Genomic DNA, 18,358 nt, shown 5'->3' with positions numbered 1-18,358 from the left:
TTGCACCCTCTGTGCTCCTCCTCACACCCCGCTCACCCCCAGTAATTTACTAGGACGTCCTAGTATTTCTTCCGTCAGCGTTTCCCTGATCTCTCCGGGAAGGCCCCGATGAGCACTCTTCACCGCCCCCTGCATCCCGTCCGTCTGGTCACCGCTTCGGCGCTGTTCGACGGACATGACGCATCGATCAACATCATGCGGCGGATCTTCCAGTCCCAGGGCGCCGAGGTGATCCACCTCGGACACAACCGGTCGGTGCAGGAGGTCGTGGACGCGGCGCTGGAGGAGGACGTGCACGGCGTCGCCGTCTCGTCCTACCAGGGCGGGCACGTGGAGTACTTCGAGTACCTCGTCGAGTCGCTCCGCGAGCGGGGAGCGGACCACATCCGGGTGGTGGGCGGTGGCGGCGGCGTGATCGTGCCCGAGGAGATCACCCGGCTGCGCGGGGCGGGAGTGACCATCTTCTCCCCCGAGGACGGCCAGCGGATGGGCCTCGCCGGAATGGTCAACTCGGTCGTGAAGGACTGCGACTTCGACCTCTGGGACGGCAAGCCGGCCGACGCCGCCGGCGTTCTGGCCGGCGACCGGTTCGCGGTCACCCGTGCCATCACCGGCGCCGAACTCGGCAAGCTGCCCACGGAGCTGCGGGAACAGCTGCGAACCGCCGCGGCGGGCCGGGGCACACCCGTGCTCGGCATCACCGGCACCGGCGGCTCCGGGAAGTCGTCCCTGACCGACGAGTTGGTGCGCCGGTTCCGTGTCGACCAGCAGGACAAGCTGCGGATCGCGGTGCTCGCGGTCGACCCCACCCGCCGCCGAGGAGGCGGCGCGCTGCTCGGTGACCGGATCCGGATGAACTCCCTCGACGGGAACCGGGTCTTCTTCCGCAGCCTCGCCACCCGCGGCAGCCATGAACTGCCCGAGCACCTGTCCGACGTGATCGACGTGGTCAAGGCAGCCGGGTTCGACCTGGTGATCGTGGAGACCCCGGGCATCGGCCAGGGCGACGCGGCGATCGTGCCGTTCGTCGACGCCTCGATGTACGTCATGACGCCGGAGTTCGGCGCCGCCTCGCAACTGGAGAAGATCGACATGCTCGACTTCGCCGACGTGGTGGCGATCAACAAGTTCGAGCGGCGCGGCGCCAAGGACGCGCTGCGCGACGTGGGCCGCCAACTCGTCCGCAACCGCGAGGAGTTCACCCAGCGACCCGAGGACATGCCGGTGTTCGGCACCTCGGCCGCGGCGTTCAACGACGACGGTGTCACCGCGCTCTACCAGTACCTCAGGACCGTCCTGACCGAGAAGGGACTGCCGCTGTCCGCGGGCACGCTGGCGCCGGTCGACGTACGCCACTCCTCCGGCATCCGGCAGGTGGTGCCCGCGGGACGGGTGCGCTATCTCGCCGAGATCACCGAGACCGTCCGCGCGTACCACGCGGAGACCGAGCGGCTGGCCGGGGCCGCCCGGCGGGTGCAGCACCTGGACGTGACCAGGGAAGAGCTGGTCGAGGCCGGCTCCGACGCCGCGAACGTGGAGTCGCTGCTCGCCGGCGCCCGCAAGCAGCTTCCGCACGGCATCACGGAGCAACTCGAGAACTGGCCCGCGGTCGTGGAGTCGTACTCCGGCGACGAGCAGATCGTGAAGATCCGGGACCGGGAGATACGCACCAAACTGACCCGCGAGTCCCTGTCGGGCAACAAGGTCCCCCGCGTCGCGCTGCCGAGGTTCACCGACCACGGGGAGCTGGTGACATTCTGGCGGCGGGAGAACCTGCCCGGACACTTCCCGTTCACCGCCGGAGTGTTCCCCTTCAAGCGCGACGGCGAGGACCCGGCGCGGATGTTCGCCGGCGAGGGCGATCCGTTCCGCACCAACCGGCGCTTCAAACTGCTCTCCGAGGGGCAGCCGGCCACCCGGCTCTCCACCGCGTTCGACTCGGTGACGCTCTACGGCCGCGACCCCGCCGAACGGCCCGACATCTACGGCAAGGTCGGCACCTCCGGCGTCTCGGTCGCGACCCTGGACGACATGAAGGCGCTCTACGACGGCTTCGACCTGGTCGCGCCGACGACCTCGGTGTCGATGACGATCAACGGCCCCGCGCCCACCGTGCTGGCGTTCTTCCTCAACACCGTCATCGACCAGCAGATCGAATCGTTCCGCGCGGCCGAGGGCCGTGCTCCGTCGCCCGAAGAAGCGGCCGGGCTGCGCGCGCGGGCGCTGGCGACCGTACGCGGCACCGTGCAGGCCGACATCCTCAAGGAGGACCAGGGGCAGAACACCTGCCTGTTCTCCACCGAGTTCTCGCTGCGGATGATGGCCGACATCCAGGAGTGGTTCATCGCGAACCAGGTCCGCAACTTCTACTCGGTGTCGATCTCCGGCTACCACATCGCCGAGGCCGGCGCGAACCCCATCAGCCAGCTCGCGTTCACCCTCGCCAACGGCTTCACCTACGTCGAGGCCTATCTGGCACGCGGCATGCACATCGACGACTTCGCGCCCAACCTGTCCTTCTTCTTCTCCAACGGCATGGACCCCGAGTACTCCGTGCTCGGCCGGGTCGCCCGCCGGATCTGGGCCGTCACGATGAAGGACAAGTACGGCGCCAACGAGCGTTCGCAGAAGCTGAAGTACCACGTCCAGACCTCCGGCCGCTCCCTGCACGCCCAGGAGATGGACTTCAACGACATCCGCACCACCCTGCAGGGCCTGATCGCCATCTACGACAACGCCAACTCGCTGCACACCAACGCCTACGACGAGGCGGTCACCACCCCGTCCGAGGAGTCCGTACGGCGGGCGCTGGCGATCCAGCTCATCATCAACCGCGAGTGGGGCCTGGCGATGAACGAGAACCCGCTGCAGGGCTCGTTCATCATCGACCAGCTCACCGACCTGGTCGAGGAAGCGGTGCTCGTCGAGTTCGACCGGATCAGCGAACGCGGCGGTGTCCTCGGCGCCATGGAGACCGGCTATCAGCGCGGGCGCATCCAGGACGAGTCGATGCTCTACGAGCAGCGCAAACACGACGGCTCGCTGCCGATCATCGGCGTGAACACCTTCCTCCGGCCAAGCCACGACCTCCCGCCCCAGGAGCTCGAACTCGCCCGCGCCACCGAGGAGGAGAAGGACTCCCAGCTCAGGCGGGTCAACGACTTCCAGTCCGTACACGGCGAGGAGGCCGCGCAGGCGATCGACCGGCTGAAGACCGCGGCCACCAACGGTGACAACGTCTTCGAGGTCCTCATGGACGCCGCCCAGGTCTGCTCGCTGGGGCAGATCACCGAGGCGTTCTTCGAAGTCGGCGGCCAGTACCGGCGGAACGTCTGACCGGACCGGACCGCGCCGACGGCCGCGGTCCTCACCGCCGGACCTCGGCCTGACGCGCACGCCCACCCCCGCGCGCTACTCAACAGATAGGACCTCAGATGGATCCCGTAACCCGTCTCGGTGTCGTCGGATGCGGTCTGATGGGCTCCGGCATCGCCGAAGTCGCCGCCCGCAACGGAATCGACGTCCGCGTCGCCGAGGCCACCCATCACGCCGCCGAGGCAGGCCGCCGTCGTATCACCGCATCCATGGACAGGGGTGTACAGCGCGGCAAGCTCAGCCAGGAGCAGCGGGACCAGGCCCTCGCCAGGCTCTCGTTCACCCACGACCTCGGCGACATGGCCGACCGTCAGTTCGTCATCGAGGCCGTCGCGGAGAACCGTGACATCAAGGCCGACGTCATCCGGGCGCTGGACAAGGCGGTCGAAGACCCGGCGGCGATCCTGGCGACCAACACGTCCTCGATCCCCATCGTCGATCTCGCCGTCGTCACCGAGCGGCCCGCGCAGGTCGTCGGCATGCACTTCTTCAACCCCGTGCCCGTGCAGCAGCTGGTCGAGCTCATCCCCGCCCTCACCACCAGCGAGGAGACCGTGCGGCGCACCCACGACCTCGCCGGGCGACTGGGCAAGCAGGCCATCAAGGCGCCCGACCGCTCCGGCTTCGTCGTCAACGCCCTGCTGGTGCCCTACCTGCTCAGCGCGGTGCGGATGGTGGAATCGGGGGCCGCTCGCCCGGACGACATCGACCGCGGCATGGAGCTCGGCTGCGCCCACCCCATGGGTCCCCTGCGCCTGCTCGACCTCATCGGTCTCGACACCGCGTCGGCGGTGGCCGAATCGCTGTACGAAGAGTTCAAGGAACCGCTGTACGCACCGCCCGCCCTGCTGCGCCGCATGGTCGCCGCAGGCCACCTCGGCCGCAAGAGCGGTCGCGGCTTCTACACCTACGACGCCTGACGAAGGCGCGCTTGCCGAAGAGACCGCGAGGGCGGCCAGGCTTGTGTGGGCCTGGCCGCCCTCAGCGGGTTTTAGTGGGCATCGATCCGTCCCGGGGCGGACGCGACCGCTTCGGACGGTCCGCTCAGGCCGTGGTCAGGATGGCCTTGGTGGCCTTTCCGACCTGCGTGTCCTCGATGGCGGTGTCGATGTCCGCCAGCGGATAGGTGGTGATGAGCCGCTCGACGGGGAACATTCCGTGCCGGTGGAGGTCGATCAGGCGGGGCAGGAACAGGCGCGGAACGGAGTCGCCGGCGACGACGTTGTGAATCGTCTTCCCCAGCATCACCGGTGACTGCGACGCGGCCCCGAGCCCGGATGCTCCGGCTGCGAAGTGGCCGTCCAGCTTGAGCGCGGCGAGGTCGGTCAGCACGACCTCAGGGACCCCGGTCGAGTCGAAGGCGAAGTCTGCCGGACCGCCGACAGCCTCCTGGATCTGCGCCAGCACGTTGTCGCCGCGCCCGTCGACCGCGTGTGTCGCACCCACTTCGAGGGCCAGCTCACGACGCGACGCGAGCAGGTCGATCGCGACGATCCGGGTGGCGCCCGCCGCCCGGGCCGCCATGACGGCCCCCAGTCCGACCGGCCCCACCCCGGAGATGACGATGCTGTCTCCAGGGCTGACCCGGAGCGTGTTGAGAACGGCCCCTGATCCGGTCTGGAGGCCGCATCCGAGGGCGGCGACGATCGTGAAGTCGAGGTCGTCGGGGACGGGGATGACACTGGTGGACGAGAGGAGCGCGTGGGTCGCGAAGCAGGACTGCCCCAGGAACCGTCCGCCCACCGGGGATCCGTCGGAAGCGGTCAGGATCGTCGAGCCGTCCTCACGGGTGCCGGTGAAGTTCAGCGGCATCATCCGTGCGCATTTCGTGGGCCGGCCCTGCAGGCAGGACGCGCACCGGCCGCACCACCCGACGGTGGTGGCCACGTGGTCGCCGGGCTTGACCTCCGTCACGTTCGTGCCCACCCGATCGATCACTCCGGCCCCTTCATGGCCGAGTACCCCGGGCCACATCATCATCGGGCCGCCCAGCACGGCGAGATCCGTGTGGCACAGCCCTGCGGCGCTGATCTTCACCAGGACTTCGTCAGGGCCCGGCTCGGCCAGTTCGAGTGTCTCAAGAGTGAAGGGGGCTTCCTTGCCTCGCGACACAAGGGCACTGATGGTGGTCATGGAACTTTCCTTTCCTGGTCCTGACCTGTCTGAACTGGATGGTGACAAGCGGTGAAGTGCCCCGGAGCCAGCTCGCGCAGTTCCGGCTCCTTGGTCGCACACAGGTCGGTGGCGGCCGGGCACCGCGTGCGGAACCGGCAACCCGACGGCGGATCGAGGGGTGAGGGCAGCTCGCCGGCGATCTCCACGCCCTTGCTGCGCTGCCGCGGGTCAGGCTGCGGGATCGAGTTGAGCAGAACGCTCGTGTAGTGGTGCCGCGGGCGGGCGAACAGATCGTCAGGCGCCGCGATCTCGCAGGTCTTGCCAAGGTACATGACCATGATCCGGTCGCTGATGTTCTTCACGACGGCGAGGTCATGGGCGATGAAGACCATGGTGAGCTGGTAGCGCGCCTTCATGTCCTGGAGCAGGTTGAGGATCTGGGCCTGCACCGAGACATCGAGTGCCGAGACCGGTTCGTCGCAGATCAGGAGCTTCGGTTCCAGGGCCACGGCACGGGCGATGCAGATCCGCTGGCACTGGCCGCCCGACAACTCGCGTGGTCTGCGGCCCCCGACACCCGCCGGGTCCAGCCCGACCGCTTCCAGCACCTCCTCGATCCGCTTCGCCTGCACGTCCTTCGGGACGCCCTGGATGGTGAGCCCCTCGGCGACGATGTCCTTGATGCTGCGCCGCGGGTTCAGCGAGGAGATCGGGTCCTGGAAGATCAGCTGCATCCGGGTGCGGGTACGCCGCAGCTCCTCGTCCTTGAGGGAGGTCAGTTCGACCCCCTCCAACGAGACACTGCCGCTCGTCGGACGCGGGAGCTGCATGATGGCGCGTCCCGTCGTGGACTTGCCGCAGCCTGACTCGCCGACGATGCCGAGCGTCTCGCCTTCGAGCACGTCGAAGCTCACGCCCGACACCGCGTGAACCACCTGCTTCCGGCGTGCCGGGAACTCGACCACGAGATCCTCGACGCGCAGCAGGGCCTTGTCGGAGTGCCGCATGTGGTCCATCACGACGCCGGCCATCAGCTCGTCACCTTCGACTTGAGGGGCAACCCGGCGGCGGAGGACCCTCGCTCCAGGTTCTTCTTCAGAGCGTTCACACCGTCGCCGGTTCCTACGGGATAGAAGCACCTGAACCTGTGACCCTCGCTCCCGTCCTGGACGAGTGTCGGCGCGTCGGTGAGGCACTTGTCCTGGGCGAGGCGGCAGCGTGCCGCGAACCGGCAGGCCGCCGGCGGCGCGGTCATGTCCGGGGGGCGCCCGCTGATCGCTTCGAGTCTCACGTGGCTGGCCTCCTCGACACGGGGAATCGATGCGAGCAGAGCGTTCGTGTACGGGTGGCGCACCTCGTCGAACAGGGTGGTCGTGGATGCCTCCTCGACCACCTGCCCGGCATACATGACAGCCGTGCGGTCGGTGTAACCGGCGATGACGCCGAGATCATGGGTGATGAGGATCATCGCCATGTGGTGAGCCTCCTGAAGACTGGCGAGCAGTTCGAGGATCTGCTTCTGGACCGTCACGTCCAGGGCTGTGGTGGGCTCGTCGGCGATCAGGAGTCGAGGTTCACAGGCCAGGGCGATGGCGATCGTCACCCGCTGCCTCATGCCACCCGACAGTTCGTGCGGGTACTGGTCGAGGCGTCGCTTCGGTTCGGGGATCCGCACCTGGTGGAGAAGGTCGATCGCCCGGCTGCGTGCGTCGCGCCGGGACAGTCCCAGGTGGTGCCGCATCGACTCCGTGAGCTGGGCTCCCACCCGTTTGACCGGATTCAGTGAGGTCATGGGGTCCTGGAACACCATGGCGATCTGCGGGCCCCAGAAGTGCCGCGCCTCCCACCTCGGCATCTCGGTCATGTCCCGGCCGTCGAAGATCACATGCCCTGTGGGCCGGATGGCGTTCGCGGCGGTGAGATCCATGATCGAGCGCACGAGAGCGGACTTCCCCGAGCCCGACTCACCCGCGATGCCGAGCGTGGCGCCCTGTTCGAGCGTGAAGGAGACCCCGTCCACGGCGCGCAGGATGCCACGTGGCGTCTTGAAGTGCGTGTGGAGATCGCGGACCTCGAGAAGCGCCGGCGACGCCTGCTGCGGGGCCACGTGCGCGTCCGGTGCTCCGTCCTCCTGGGGCGCGGACTCGGTCGGGCGCAGCGTGCTGCTGTCGGACATGTGCGTCACAACTCCCTCTGTCGCGGGTCCCAGACCGCGCGTGCGCTCTCGCCCACTCGGTTCAGGGCGTAGACGGTCAGGAAAAGACAGGCACCGGGGATGAACACGAGGTGCGGATCGCTTTCGAACCGCGACTGCGCGGCGGCGATCATGTTTCCCCAGGTCGGTGTGGGCCGTTGGACACCGACGCCCAGGAAGCTGAGCGACGCCTCGGCGACGACGAGTGCCCCGACGACGATGACGCCGTAGGAGACGACGGGAAGGACGACGTTGGGCAGGAGTTCGCGCACGATGATGCGCCGGTTCTTCGCGCCGAGCGCCTTGGCGGCGAGCACGAACTCACGCTGTGCGAAGAGCAGCGTGTTGGCTCTGGTGAGCCGGATGTAGGTGGGCACGGTGAGGATGGCGAGCGCGATGGTCGTGTTGAAGATGCTGGGCTCCAGCACCGCGACCATGGCGAGCAGCAGGATCAGGGGCGGGAACGCCAGCATGGCGTCCCCGACCAGGCCCACGGCCGCGTCCACGATGCCGCGCAGGTAGCCGGCGACGAGGCCGATGGCCGCTCCGAGGACCATGCCGAGCACCGTCGCGCCGACGCCGACGACCAGTGACACGCGTGCCCCGTAGATGACTCCGCCCAGTACGTCGAGGCCCTGGGAGTCGGTACCGAGGGGATGGGACGACAACAGATCGGGCGTCAGCATCGGCGTCACGGTCAGCGTCTTCGAGACGTCCTCGTGTTCGGACAACGGCAGCAGGTCGGCGAAGGCGGCGCTGAGCGTGATCAGCGCCAGCCAGCCGGCCGCCATCCAGAGCCCGGTGTCGAAGGTGGCACCGAAGACGGCCTTGGCCACGCGGTCGATGCCGATGTACGCCGCGAGCAGCCCGGCGCCGATCATCGACAGCCGGACCCAGGTGGTCCCCTCGGTCATCACGACGGCGCCGAGAACGACCAGGGCGATGCCCGCGACGGCCGTCGGCACGCCGAACCTCAGCAGGCGTGACCGCCTTCGTGGGAGCATGGCGTCGATATCGGACGCTCCAGCAGCTGTGCCGGCTGCGACGTCAGCGCCGATCGTGGCAGGCTGGACGACCGGCTTGGTTTCGGTGGGTTCAGACACGGCCACGGCGAAGCCTCGGATCGAGTTGGCTGTAGGACAGGTCGACCAGGAGATTCACCAGCACGTAGAAGACGGCGATCACCAGGACGGAGCTTTGGATCACCCGCACGTCCTGCGCCCCGATGGCGTTGACGATGAGCGTTCCCATGCCAGGCAGGTTGAAGATGGTCTCCACGATGACGGTGCCGCCCATCAGTCGCCCGAGCGCGACGCCCGCCACCGTGATCAGCGAGAACGACGAGGGACGCAACGCGTCGCGCACGAGGATTCGCCACGGCGGCATCCCCTTGGCTCGCGCCGACAGGATGTAGTCCTCCTGCAGTGTCGTGATGAGGTCGTTGCGCAGCAGCCGCATGAAGATGGCGATCTCGGCCACGGCCAGGGTGAGGGCCGGCAGGAAGGCGTCGCGCAAGCTGGGCCAGAGGCCGTCCTCGCTGATGCGGGTGAAGCCTTGCCGTGGGAATTCCGGGAACCTGGCGAACAGCAACACCGCGAACCCGACCACCGCGAGCGCGAGGACCGCCCTGATCGCCGCCGCGCGTACCCGTTCGTTGCCCGGGGGATGGTCGGTCACCCCTCCCACCGCTCGAACCGCGATCAGCACCGCGCCCGCGATCCCGGCCACCAGCACGAACCAGCGGACCAAGTCGGTGTGGAAGAGCACGAAGAAGATGAGGAGCAGGCCGGTGAGGAACTGGGGCACCGCGATGGCGGCGAACGCCGTGCCGCTGGTCACCCGGTCGAACACCTTGCCCGGCCGGTAGGCCGCTGCCAGCGCCAGCACGATGGACACCGTCACCGAGATCAGCATGGCCATGGTCGCGATCTGGATGGTGACGGGCAGCCGGGACTGGATGAGATCGGTCACCGACTGCGTCGGCGGGGTCAGCGATTCGCCGAGGTCGCCCCGCAGCGTGTCCCCCAGCCAGTCGAAGTAGCGCGTGACGACGGATTCGTTCAGCCCGAGCTCGGCGCGAACCGCCTCGTACTGCTCCGGCGTGGCGTTGGAACCCAGGATCGCCACGGCGGGGTCCCCTGGTACGAGGTCGACGAGGAAGAAGGTCCCCAACGACACGAGAAACAGCACCGGCACCAGTCGGAGGAGCCGTGCGCCGAGGCTACGCAGCACCGGCGACCACCTCCGTCCGGCACCGGCTCCGCACAGGTGGCGTGTGCCACGGCACGTCACCCATGTTCATCAGCTGCCACACCATGCACATGCTTGCTCCTTGTCGGACCACCGTCGCCTTGGACCTTGCCGCGTCCCCGGCCCGACTTCCCGGGCCGGGGACACCCAGCTCGCGATCAGTCGGCGATGTACGCCGTGTCGAAGTAGACCTGGGAGTACTGCGACTCCTGAAGTCCCTTGATCGAGTCATCGACCACGACGTAGTTCTCGTTGGCGCCGTACGCGAGGGCCGGGAGGGTCTCGTTCCAGACCTCCTGGACGTCGGCCAGGGCCCCCTGGCGGGCAGCGGTGTCCGGGGCCGCGCGCAGGGCGGTGAGGGCCGCGTCCATCTCGGCGTTGGAGTATCCGCCCGCGTTCCGTGCGCCATCGGTCCCGACGGCGGCTGAGAGGCGCAGCCACGGGTCGGCGTCGGAGAGCGGCATGCTCCACGCCGCCCACTCGAAGTCGCGGTCGACGTGGACCTTGGTGATGAAGTCGTTGGGCGCCATCGGTTCGATCTTCACGGTCATGCCGGCCGCCTCAGCCTGTGCCTTCATCGCCAGGCAGACGTTGTTGGCCTCGACGCTGTTCTGGCACGGCAGGTCGAGGTGGCCGTCCCAGCCCGTGGCCTTGGCCTGCTTCACCAGATCGGCCGCCTCGGTCGCGTCGGCCTTGGGCCCTTCGAGACCGTCGTAGAGGACCGAGTCCTTGTCGATCAGCGCACTGCTGGGGCGCCCCTTGCCGCCGTACCCACGCTCGTTGATCACCTCGGGATCCATGGCCGCCGCCAGAGCCTGCCGGACCAGAGGCTCGGCCGTCGGGCCGTTCTCGTGGTTGAGGACGATGGTGTACCCGGCGTTGTCGACCGTGGAGAAGCCGGCGGCGCCGTCCTCCTTGGCCTGTGCGATGACTTCCGGACCGCGCAGGAAGGCGAGCTGGATGTCGCCGTTGGTGAACGCGTCGTAGGCCGGCTGGACGCCGCCGGCGACGGTGACGAAGCGCAGCGTCTGGATGCACACGGGGCCACCCCACCAGTCGTCCTTGGCCTTGAGCACCAGTTCCTCGCCCGGCGTGAACTTCTCGACCTCGTACGGGCCGACGCCGCCGCCCGTGGGGGCGGTGTTGAAGTTCTCACCCTGCTGCTCGACCACCGAGCTGTTGGTGATCATGCCCGCCATGTTCGCGAGCAAGGTCGGGAACCGGGCCCAGGACTCGTCGAGGTGGAACACGAGCGTCAGGTCGTCGACGACGTCCATCTCCGTGACCGCCAGCGACGCCAGGTAGTCCACGGACCGGTTGTCCGGGTCCTGGTGACGGGCGAAGCTGTCCCGCACCTGCTGCGCGGTCAGGGGATCGCCGTTCCCGAAGGTGACCTCCTCGCGCAGCTTCAGGGTCCACTCGGTGGAGTCGGCGTTGGGTTCGAGGGACTTCGCCACCACCGGGACGAACTCGTCGCTCTTCTGGTCGTAGCGCACCAAGGTGTCGTACAGCGCGATCACCTCGTTGCCGCCGCTGCCGCCCGTGCCCGGGTTCACCACGGGGTCGAGCCCGGGTGCCTGGCTCAGCGTCGCCATGCTCGCTTCGCCGCCGATGTTGGCTTCGGTGCATGCCGCAGGGCCGTTGTCAGCCGCCTCCTCTGAATCATCGGAGCTGCTGCCGCACGCCGTCAGCAGAAGGCCCCCCACCAGCGTGGCTATCGTCAGCCGCGCCTTGCGCGTTCGCTTCATTTCTGCCCCTCTCGTTGAACGGTCGTCACGGCTTCCGCGGCAACGAGTTGGCGCCCCTTTGTGCGCTCCGTGCACGTGACCGTCGACACATCGGCTGCTGCAAACTAACCTTGACTGATCGGTCAGTCAAGGTTTTGGTCGTGTTATCGGTGGGTTACGACTCAGGCTGAGACAGGCCCCGGGCACCGGCCTCAAGTTCAGTCGTCGACGTAGGCCGAGTCGAAGTAGATCTGGGAGTTCTGTGAGAGCCGCACGCCCTTGACCGCATCGCTGATCGCGATGAAGTTCTCGTTCGCCGCGATGACGAGACTCGGGAGCGTCTCGTTCCAGATCTCCTGGATGCCGGCCAGCGCCTGCCGGCGGTCGGCGGCATCCGGGGCGGCTCGCAGGGCGGCGAGGGCGGCGTCCATCTCGGCGTTGGAATATCCACCCGGGTTCAGCCCGCCGCCGGTTCCGACGGCGGCCGACAGCCGCACTGCCGGCTCGGCCTCGGACAGCGGCATGCTCCAGGAGGCGATGTCGAAGCTCCGGTCGACCAGGACGGTCGAGATGAAGTCCTGCGGAGCCATCTGCTCGATCGTGACGCTCATGCCGGCGGCCTCCGCCATCGCCTTCATCGCCAGACAGACGTTGTTGCCCTCGGGCGAGTTCTGGCACGGCATCTTGAGGCGGCCGTCCCAGCCGGCCGCCTTCGCCCGCTCCACCAAATCGGCCGCCCGGTCCGCGTCGGGCTCGGGGCCCGCGAGACCGTCGTAGAGGATCGACTGCTCGTTGATGAGCGCGGTGCCGGGAAGGCCGGCGCCGCCGTACGCACGCTGGTTGATCACCTCGGGATCCATCGCAGCCGCCAGGGCCCGTCGCACCAACGGGTCGGCGGCCGGCCCCTCGGCGGTGTTGAGAATGATGGTGCTTCCTGCGTTGTCGATCGTGGAAAGACCTTGGACTCCGTCGTCCTCGGCCTGCGCGATCACATCGGGCGCACGCAGGAACGCGAGCTGGATGTCGTCGTTCTTGAACGCGTCATACGTGGCCTGGCTACCGGTGATCACGACGAACCGCAGCGTCCGGATGCACACCGGCCCACCCCACCAGTCGTCCTTGGCCTTGAGTACCAGCTTCTCCCCCGGAGTGAAGGTCTGCACCTCGTAGGGGCCGACGCCGCCGCCCGTGGGAGCGGTGTTGAAGTTCTCACCCTGCCGCTCGACCACCGAGCCGTTCGTGACCATCCCCGGGAGGTCGGCGAGCAGGGTCGGGAACCGGCTCCATGGCTCGTCCAGGTGGAAGACGAGTGTCAGTGGGTCGACGATCTCCATCTCCGTGACCGCCAGCGACTCCCGGTGGGCCGCGGAGCGGTTCGCCGGGTCCTGATGGCGAGCGAAGCTGTCCCGCACCTGCTCCGCGGTCAGGGCGTCTCCGTTGCCGAAGGTGACTCCCTCGCGCAACTTCAGGGTCCACTCGGCGAAATCTTCGTCGGGCTTCAGCGACTCCGCCACCACCGGGACGAACTCGTCGGTCTCGGGGTCATACCGGACCAAGGTGTCGTAGAGCGCGATCACCTCGTTCGCGCCCGTGCCGCCGAGTCCCAGGTTCACCACCGGATCGAGGCCCGTGACCTGGCTCAGCGACCCCATGGTCACCTCTCCCCCGACCCGGCCCTCCGTGCACGTCGAGTCGCCCGTCGGGCTCGCGCTCTCCGGCTCGCCGTCATCTCCGCATGCCGCGAGGACGCAGCTCGCGATCGCCACCGCCACCACCGCACGCATCGTTCTCCCGTGTCCCATCGGTATCCCTCTTTTCGCCGACGTCGTCACGACAGTGGCCCGACCGTAGACCTGACTGGCCGGTCAGTCAATCAAGGGCGAAGGTAAAACCTGTCGGGACGTGCTGGTCGGCGAGGGCGTCTCAGGGACGGCCGGGCATCTGGCGCCCGGGAAGGCAGTTGTGGCCGGCCCGCGGACCACGGCCGTCACCGACGTACCGGGTCAGCTCACCTACGGGCCTGGGCCTTCACGCGGGACGGTCACCGCCGCGCCCCATGAGGACGATCCGGCGGTTCGGCAGCGCCCCAAAGGGGCGCGAGGCTCTATCGGCATGCGGCTCCACCGCACGGGCGCGACCCGCCACGATGGCGCCGCGGTCGAACGACGGCACACCACGGCCCCGCGGCGGAGCCGCATATCGACACACCCAGCGGAGCGCTCAGTCGGCGTCCTGGCCGACGTGATCCGCATGCCGGTAGTGGACGACCTCCGTGCCGGCCAGGTAATCGTGTGCCGCGCGGGGACGGGTCCCCAGCGGCGTGGTGACGGCGGTCCCGGCCACAGCCAGTGCGCCCAGCCACAGCGGCCACGCGAGAAGCAGCAGTCCGGGGAGGAGCCACCGCAGCAACGCCCTGGGGAGCGACAGTTCCGGACTGTCGGCACTCCGGGCGACGACACGGATGTCGAGCAGGTCCTTCCCCGGCGTCTGACCACCGTTGAACCTCAGGAACACGACTTCGTACGTCGCGCTCAGCACCACGAAGGCAACCAACGGGACGAAGGCCGAACCCCACGGCTCGGGGTCGAGGCGCCGGGTGGCGTCCCCCATGAACCAGAAGATCTGCAGGACGACGAGCACCCAGAGCACCGCGAGGACGGCGGTCGCGTCGACGAGCCTGGCGAGAAGTCTGCGCCACAGGGCCCCGGTCGGCACGGCGCCGCCGGCTCCGGCGAGAGGGCCGGTCGTCTCCCGGCCGGTGGTCGACATGCCAGCGATGGTAGGCCTCCCCTTCGGTGCGCGTGCAACGGACTTGCTCTGTCTTGTGCCGACCGCCGGCCATGACCTGACACGGCACCGAGTCGCGGTCCCGGCTTCATCAAGAGGGGTGCGGACTCATCAGCCGGGCTCCTCCTCGCGGCGACCCCACCGGCGGCCCCGCCGCTTGGGCGCTTGTCCCTCTCCTGCCGTCACCACTCCCGGCGGATCGACTCCCACGGCGTCGCCGCGGCCGATGTGGGCACTGTCGCGAAGCGGAATCTCGCGGAGGAAGCAGGCCAGGACGAGTCCGACCAGCAGCGCCACGGAAAGGACGAGGAACACGGTACCGATCGAGCGCGACATCCCTTCGACGACGGCCGCCTCGACGGGATCGGGAAGGGCCTGGATCCGTTCCGGGCTGCCGGCCAGCTCTGACGGGTCGCCAGAGGCTGGGACGTCGCTCAACTCATGGCTGAGACGTGTCGTGAAGATGACGCCGAACACCGCCGTGCCGACCGCGCCGCCCATCGAGCGGAAGAAGTTGATCGCCGATGACGCGACGCCGAGGTCGCGCCGGCCCACGGAGTTCTGCACAGCGAGGATCAAGACGCCCATGGTCATGCCGATGCCGAGGCCGAGCACGAACATGTTGACCGAGGTCTCGAACTGGCTCGTACCGGGGTCCATCCGGCTCAGCAACCACATCCCCGTCGCCGAGACCGCCGTCCCCACGATGGGCCAGACCTTGTAGCGACCGGTCGCCGTGACGACGTGACCCGTGACGATCGACGTCCCCGTGAGGCCGGCCATCAGCGGCAGCAGCAAGAGGCCGGAGTTGGTCGCGGACGCACCGGTCACGGTCTGCTGGAAGAGCGGCAGGAACAGGATCGCGCCGAACATGGTGCAGCCTGCGAGGAAGCTCAGGGTCACGCCGAGCGTGAAAATGCTGTCCCGGAACATACCGAGCGGCAGGATCGGCTCGGCGGCTCTTCGCTCCCAGAGAAGGAAGGCCACGAGCAGCAGCAGCGCGGCGGCGCCCAGCGTGACGATCGTGGCCGACGCCCACGCGTATTCGTTCCCGCCCCACTCCAGGACCAGCAGCAGCGTCGTGGCGCCGCCCATGAGGAGAGCGGCACCCGCCAAGTCGAGGCGTTGCGGGCGCCGGGCGAAGGGCAGGCGCAGCGCTGTGGTCGTGGCGAACAGCGCGGCAACGCCGATGGGTACGTTGACGAGGAAGATCCATCGCCACGACAGGTGGTCGACGAAGAAGCCGCCGAGCAGCGGACCCAGGACACTCGCAAAGGCGAGCAGCCCGCCGAAGTAGCCTGAATAGCGGCCCCTCTCGCGAGGAGAGACGATGTCGGCCAGTATCGCGAACGCCATCGCCGTCAGGCCGCCCGCGCCGACGCCCTGGAGACCGCGGAACAGAATGAGTTGCGTCATGTCCTGCGCGAGTCCGCACAGGACCGACCCGGCCAGGAACAGCACGATCGCGATCTGGTAGATCACCTTGCGGCCGAAGACGTCGCTCAGCTTCCCGTACAACGGCGTGGTGGTGGTGCTCGTCAGCAGGTATGCGGTGTAGACCCAGGGCAGGTTGTCGAAACCGCCGATGTCGCCCGCGATCGTGGGCACGGCAGTGGCGACGATCGTCTGGTCGAGCGCGGAGAGCAGCATCCCTGCCAACAGGGCGCCCAGCACGACGCGGACCTCACGGCGGCTGAGCGGACTGCCGGGTGGGGTCTGAGTGTCCATCGAAGTACCTCGCGGTGGTGGAAGTCGGCTACGTCGCCGCCGCGCCCGGGCGGGGCTCGCCCGCCGCTGATGCGGCGGGCGCGCAGACCTGTCCCTGGGACGCCGTCCGGTTCGGACCACGCCGTCCAGACCGGACTTCCGGCCGGCGACGACAGAGGTCACTCCGCCGGGGCAGGCTCCGAGAAGAATCCGATGACGGCGCTGTTCACCTCGTCGGGACGCTCGATGTTCGAGCAGTGTCCCGTGTTCGGCAGGACGATCAACTTCGAGTCCGGGATCCTGCGGTGGAAATCCTGCATGTCCTCCAGCGGTCGCAGGCGGTCCTTCTCCCCGGCGATCAGGAGCGTCGGCACACGGATGTTCTCGAGCGGCGCGCTGGCCAGTCGGTTGGCGGGCGCAGCCGACGTGCCGTCCTCGCCCGGCATGCGGAACCGAGCCGCGGCACTGCACTGCCATGCACCCGGGACCATGCTCATCTCGACTCGTCGCTTGATGTAGTCCTCGTTGTCGATCAGTGCTTCCTCGACGAAGATCGCCTGCAGGATGCGCTTCATCGCCTCGGGGGTGCAGTCGTACTCCAGCACCGCCCGACGGGCGTCGTTCACGGTCGCCGCTCCACCGCCACTGATGATCACCTGCCTGCGCACCGGTAGCAGCGGCTTCTCCCTCGTCGTCATCTCCAGGAGAAGTCCCGCCGACATCGAGTTGCCCACGAAGTCGGCCTCGTCGATCGAGATGACCTCCAGGAACCGGCGCATGTGCTCAAGGCGCCGGGCGAAGGCCCCGGCGGCGTTGCCCGAGCTGAAGTCGAAGATCTTGTCGGTGTACCCGAAGCCCAGCCAGTCAGGCGCTATCACCCGGAAGTGCTGCGACAACGGGCCGATGTTGAACTCCCAGCTGATCTCGGCCGCCGCTCCGAACTCCCCGCTGTGCAACAGCACCACGACAGGCCCGTCACCCGCCTCCAGGTAATGGGTCCGGATGCCGTCGACATTGACGAAGCGACTTTTCACACCGTCCAACGAACTCATGACGCTGCACCTCCTGTGGGCGTGACCGGGACTTCGTCGAACTCGATGTCGAGCTCGGCTTCTCGAAGGCGGGGCAGGACCTCCTGCGCCAGGAGGGTGAGGCTCCGTGAGGTCTCCTCGTACTCCATGTGGCCGGCGTGGCCGTGCAGGAGGAGGTGGCCGAAGCCGCCGACTGCCTTGTAGAGGCTGAGGAGCTGCTCGTAGACGCTGTCGGGGGTCCCGTAGATGAGCGTGCCCTTCTTGCTCATGGACTCCACGTCGAAGGCCGCGGCCACGCCCTGTCCACCGGCGACTTGGCGATTCCCGGCGGCGCGCTGGCGGAGCATACGGACGGTCGCCTCGACGCTGTTGTATCCGGGAGGGCCGGCGAACTGCGGCGGGATCTTGCGTCCGGGGCCGTTGACGAACCAGCTGAGCTTCTCGGCGCCGCTCCGTGCCGCGGCCTCGGTGTCGGCGCAGTAGACCAGGGCCATCAGGGCGAACCTGTCCATGGGCGCCTCGCCGGGACGGCCCAGCTCACGCCACTGCTTGCGGTAGACGTCGAACAACGGCCGCGTGTCATACCCCAGCAGGAAACTGGCGGACACATACCCGTACTCGGCGAGCTTCACGTTCGTGCCCGGACTCATCGCCACGAACCAGATCGGCGGATGCGGGTCCTGATACGGCCGCGGGAAGATGTTGACGTTGCGGAACTGGAAGTTCTCGCTCTCGTAGTTGAACGGACCGTCGTGCGAGGTCCACGCCGCCTTGATCAGGTCGTGCGCCTCCCACATCCGCTCATTCGTGCCGACCGGGTGGGAGTTGGCCGGGATGACCTCGTAGGGAACACCTCGGATCATGCCGACTTCCAGGCGGCCCCGCGACAGCACGTCGACCAGCGCGGTCTCCTCCGCGATGCGCACCGGGTCGCGCCGGTTGGCGACCGGGTTGCCCAGCTGCAGGATCCGCGCGTCCGTCGTCTGCCGCGCCAGCGCCCCGGAGATGACCGCCAGGGCCGAGTCGATGCAGGACGGGGTGGCGTGGTGCTCGTTGACCATCACGTCCAGCCCGACCGAGTCGGCGTGCAGGTACAGGTCCAGATTGCGGTGCCAGATATCGGCACCGAGCCTGGGATCGTAATGCCGGTTCGGGAACGTGACCCGAATCGA

At 68.2% G+C, this 18,358-nt stretch carries 13 protein-coding genes; 2 read left to right on the top strand and 11 right to left on the bottom strand.

Annotation, left to right across the window (positions count from 1 at the left end; all coding sequences use genetic code 11):
- Window positions 1-108: 108 nt before the first annotated feature.
- Both icmF and GFH49_RS35520 read left to right on the top strand, forming a co-directional pair.
- Window positions 109-3,336: a fused isobutyryl-CoA mutase/GTPase IcmF gene (icmF, locus tag GFH49_RS35525; protein WP_155060170.1), complete on the top strand. Its 3,228-nt coding sequence runs from the start codon at window positions 109-111 to the stop codon at window positions 3,334-3,336.
- A gap of 98 nt (window positions 3,337-3,434) precedes the next feature.
- Complete coding sequence (locus GFH49_RS35520; protein ID WP_155060169.1) at window positions 3,435-4,295, top strand: 3-hydroxybutyryl-CoA dehydrogenase; 861 nt, start codon at window positions 3,435-3,437, stop codon at window positions 4,293-4,295.
- Window positions 4,296-4,419: 124 nt separating this feature from the next.
- On the opposite strand, the gene GFH49_RS35515 is transcribed toward GFH49_RS35520, so the two are convergent.
- From GFH49_RS35515 to GFH49_RS35465, 11 genes are all read right to left on the bottom strand, one after another.
- Window positions 4,420-5,508, bottom strand: coding sequence for an NAD(P)-dependent alcohol dehydrogenase (locus GFH49_RS35515; RefSeq protein WP_155060168.1), 1,089 nt, complete (start codon window positions 5,506-5,508; stop codon window positions 4,420-4,422).
- Window positions 5,505-6,521, bottom strand: coding sequence for an ABC transporter ATP-binding protein (locus tag GFH49_RS35510; RefSeq protein WP_155060167.1), 1,017 nt, complete (start codon window positions 6,519-6,521; stop codon window positions 5,505-5,507). The genes GFH49_RS35515 and GFH49_RS35510 overlap by 4 nt, the downstream gene beginning before the upstream one ends.
- Window positions 6,521-7,666, bottom strand: coding sequence for an ABC transporter ATP-binding protein (locus GFH49_RS35505; protein WP_155060166.1), 1,146 nt, complete (start codon window positions 7,664-7,666; stop codon window positions 6,521-6,523). The genes GFH49_RS35510 and GFH49_RS35505 overlap by 1 nt, the downstream gene beginning before the upstream one ends.
- A gap of 5 nt (window positions 7,667-7,671) precedes the next feature.
- Window positions 7,672-8,649, bottom strand: coding sequence for an ABC transporter permease (locus GFH49_RS35500; RefSeq protein ID WP_230396686.1), 978 nt, complete (start codon window positions 8,647-8,649; stop codon window positions 7,672-7,674).
- Window positions 8,650-8,779: 130 nt separating this feature from the next.
- Window positions 8,780-9,916 (bottom strand): ABC transporter permease, encoded by a 1,137-nt coding sequence (locus GFH49_RS35495; RefSeq protein ID WP_230396685.1) that lies wholly within the window; start codon window positions 9,914-9,916, stop codon window positions 8,780-8,782.
- Between the two features lie 176 nt (window positions 9,917-10,092).
- Window positions 10,093-11,682: an ABC transporter substrate-binding protein gene (locus GFH49_RS35490; RefSeq protein ID WP_155060165.1), complete on the bottom strand. Its 1,590-nt coding sequence runs from the start codon at window positions 11,680-11,682 to the stop codon at window positions 10,093-10,095.
- Window positions 11,683-11,879: 197 nt separating this feature from the next.
- Window positions 11,880-13,463 (bottom strand): ABC transporter substrate-binding protein, encoded by a 1,584-nt coding sequence (locus tag GFH49_RS35485; protein ID WP_155060164.1) that lies wholly within the window; start codon window positions 13,461-13,463, stop codon window positions 11,880-11,882.
- A gap of 418 nt (window positions 13,464-13,881) precedes the next feature.
- Complete coding sequence (locus tag GFH49_RS35480) at window positions 13,882-14,430, bottom strand: RDD family protein (protein WP_155060163.1); 549 nt, start codon at window positions 14,428-14,430, stop codon at window positions 13,882-13,884.
- Between the two features lie 129 nt (window positions 14,431-14,559).
- A complete protein-coding gene (locus GFH49_RS35475; RefSeq protein WP_155060162.1) occupies window positions 14,560-16,176 on the bottom strand; it encodes an MDR family MFS transporter in 1,617 nt (538 codons plus the stop codon).
- 158 nt (window positions 16,177-16,334) lie between these two features.
- On the bottom strand, window positions 16,335-17,207 hold the full coding sequence (locus GFH49_RS35470; protein ID WP_155060161.1) for an alpha/beta fold hydrolase: 873 nt from the start codon (window positions 17,205-17,207) through the stop codon (window positions 16,335-16,337).
- Window positions 17,204-18,358, bottom strand: a 1,155-nt coding sequence (locus tag GFH49_RS35465) for an LLM class flavin-dependent oxidoreductase (RefSeq protein ID WP_155060160.1), incomplete at its 5' end; no start/stop codon positions are given. The genes GFH49_RS35470 and GFH49_RS35465, both read right to left, overlap by 4 nt.

It is taken from the genome of Streptomyces blattellae (genome assembly GCF_009709555.1).
Classification (GTDB): domain Bacteria; phylum Actinomycetota; class Actinomycetes; order Streptomycetales; family Streptomycetaceae; genus Streptomyces; species Streptomyces blattellae.
Note: the sequence above shows the minus strand (reverse complement) of the source record. Positions and strands in the feature narration are given on the sequence as shown.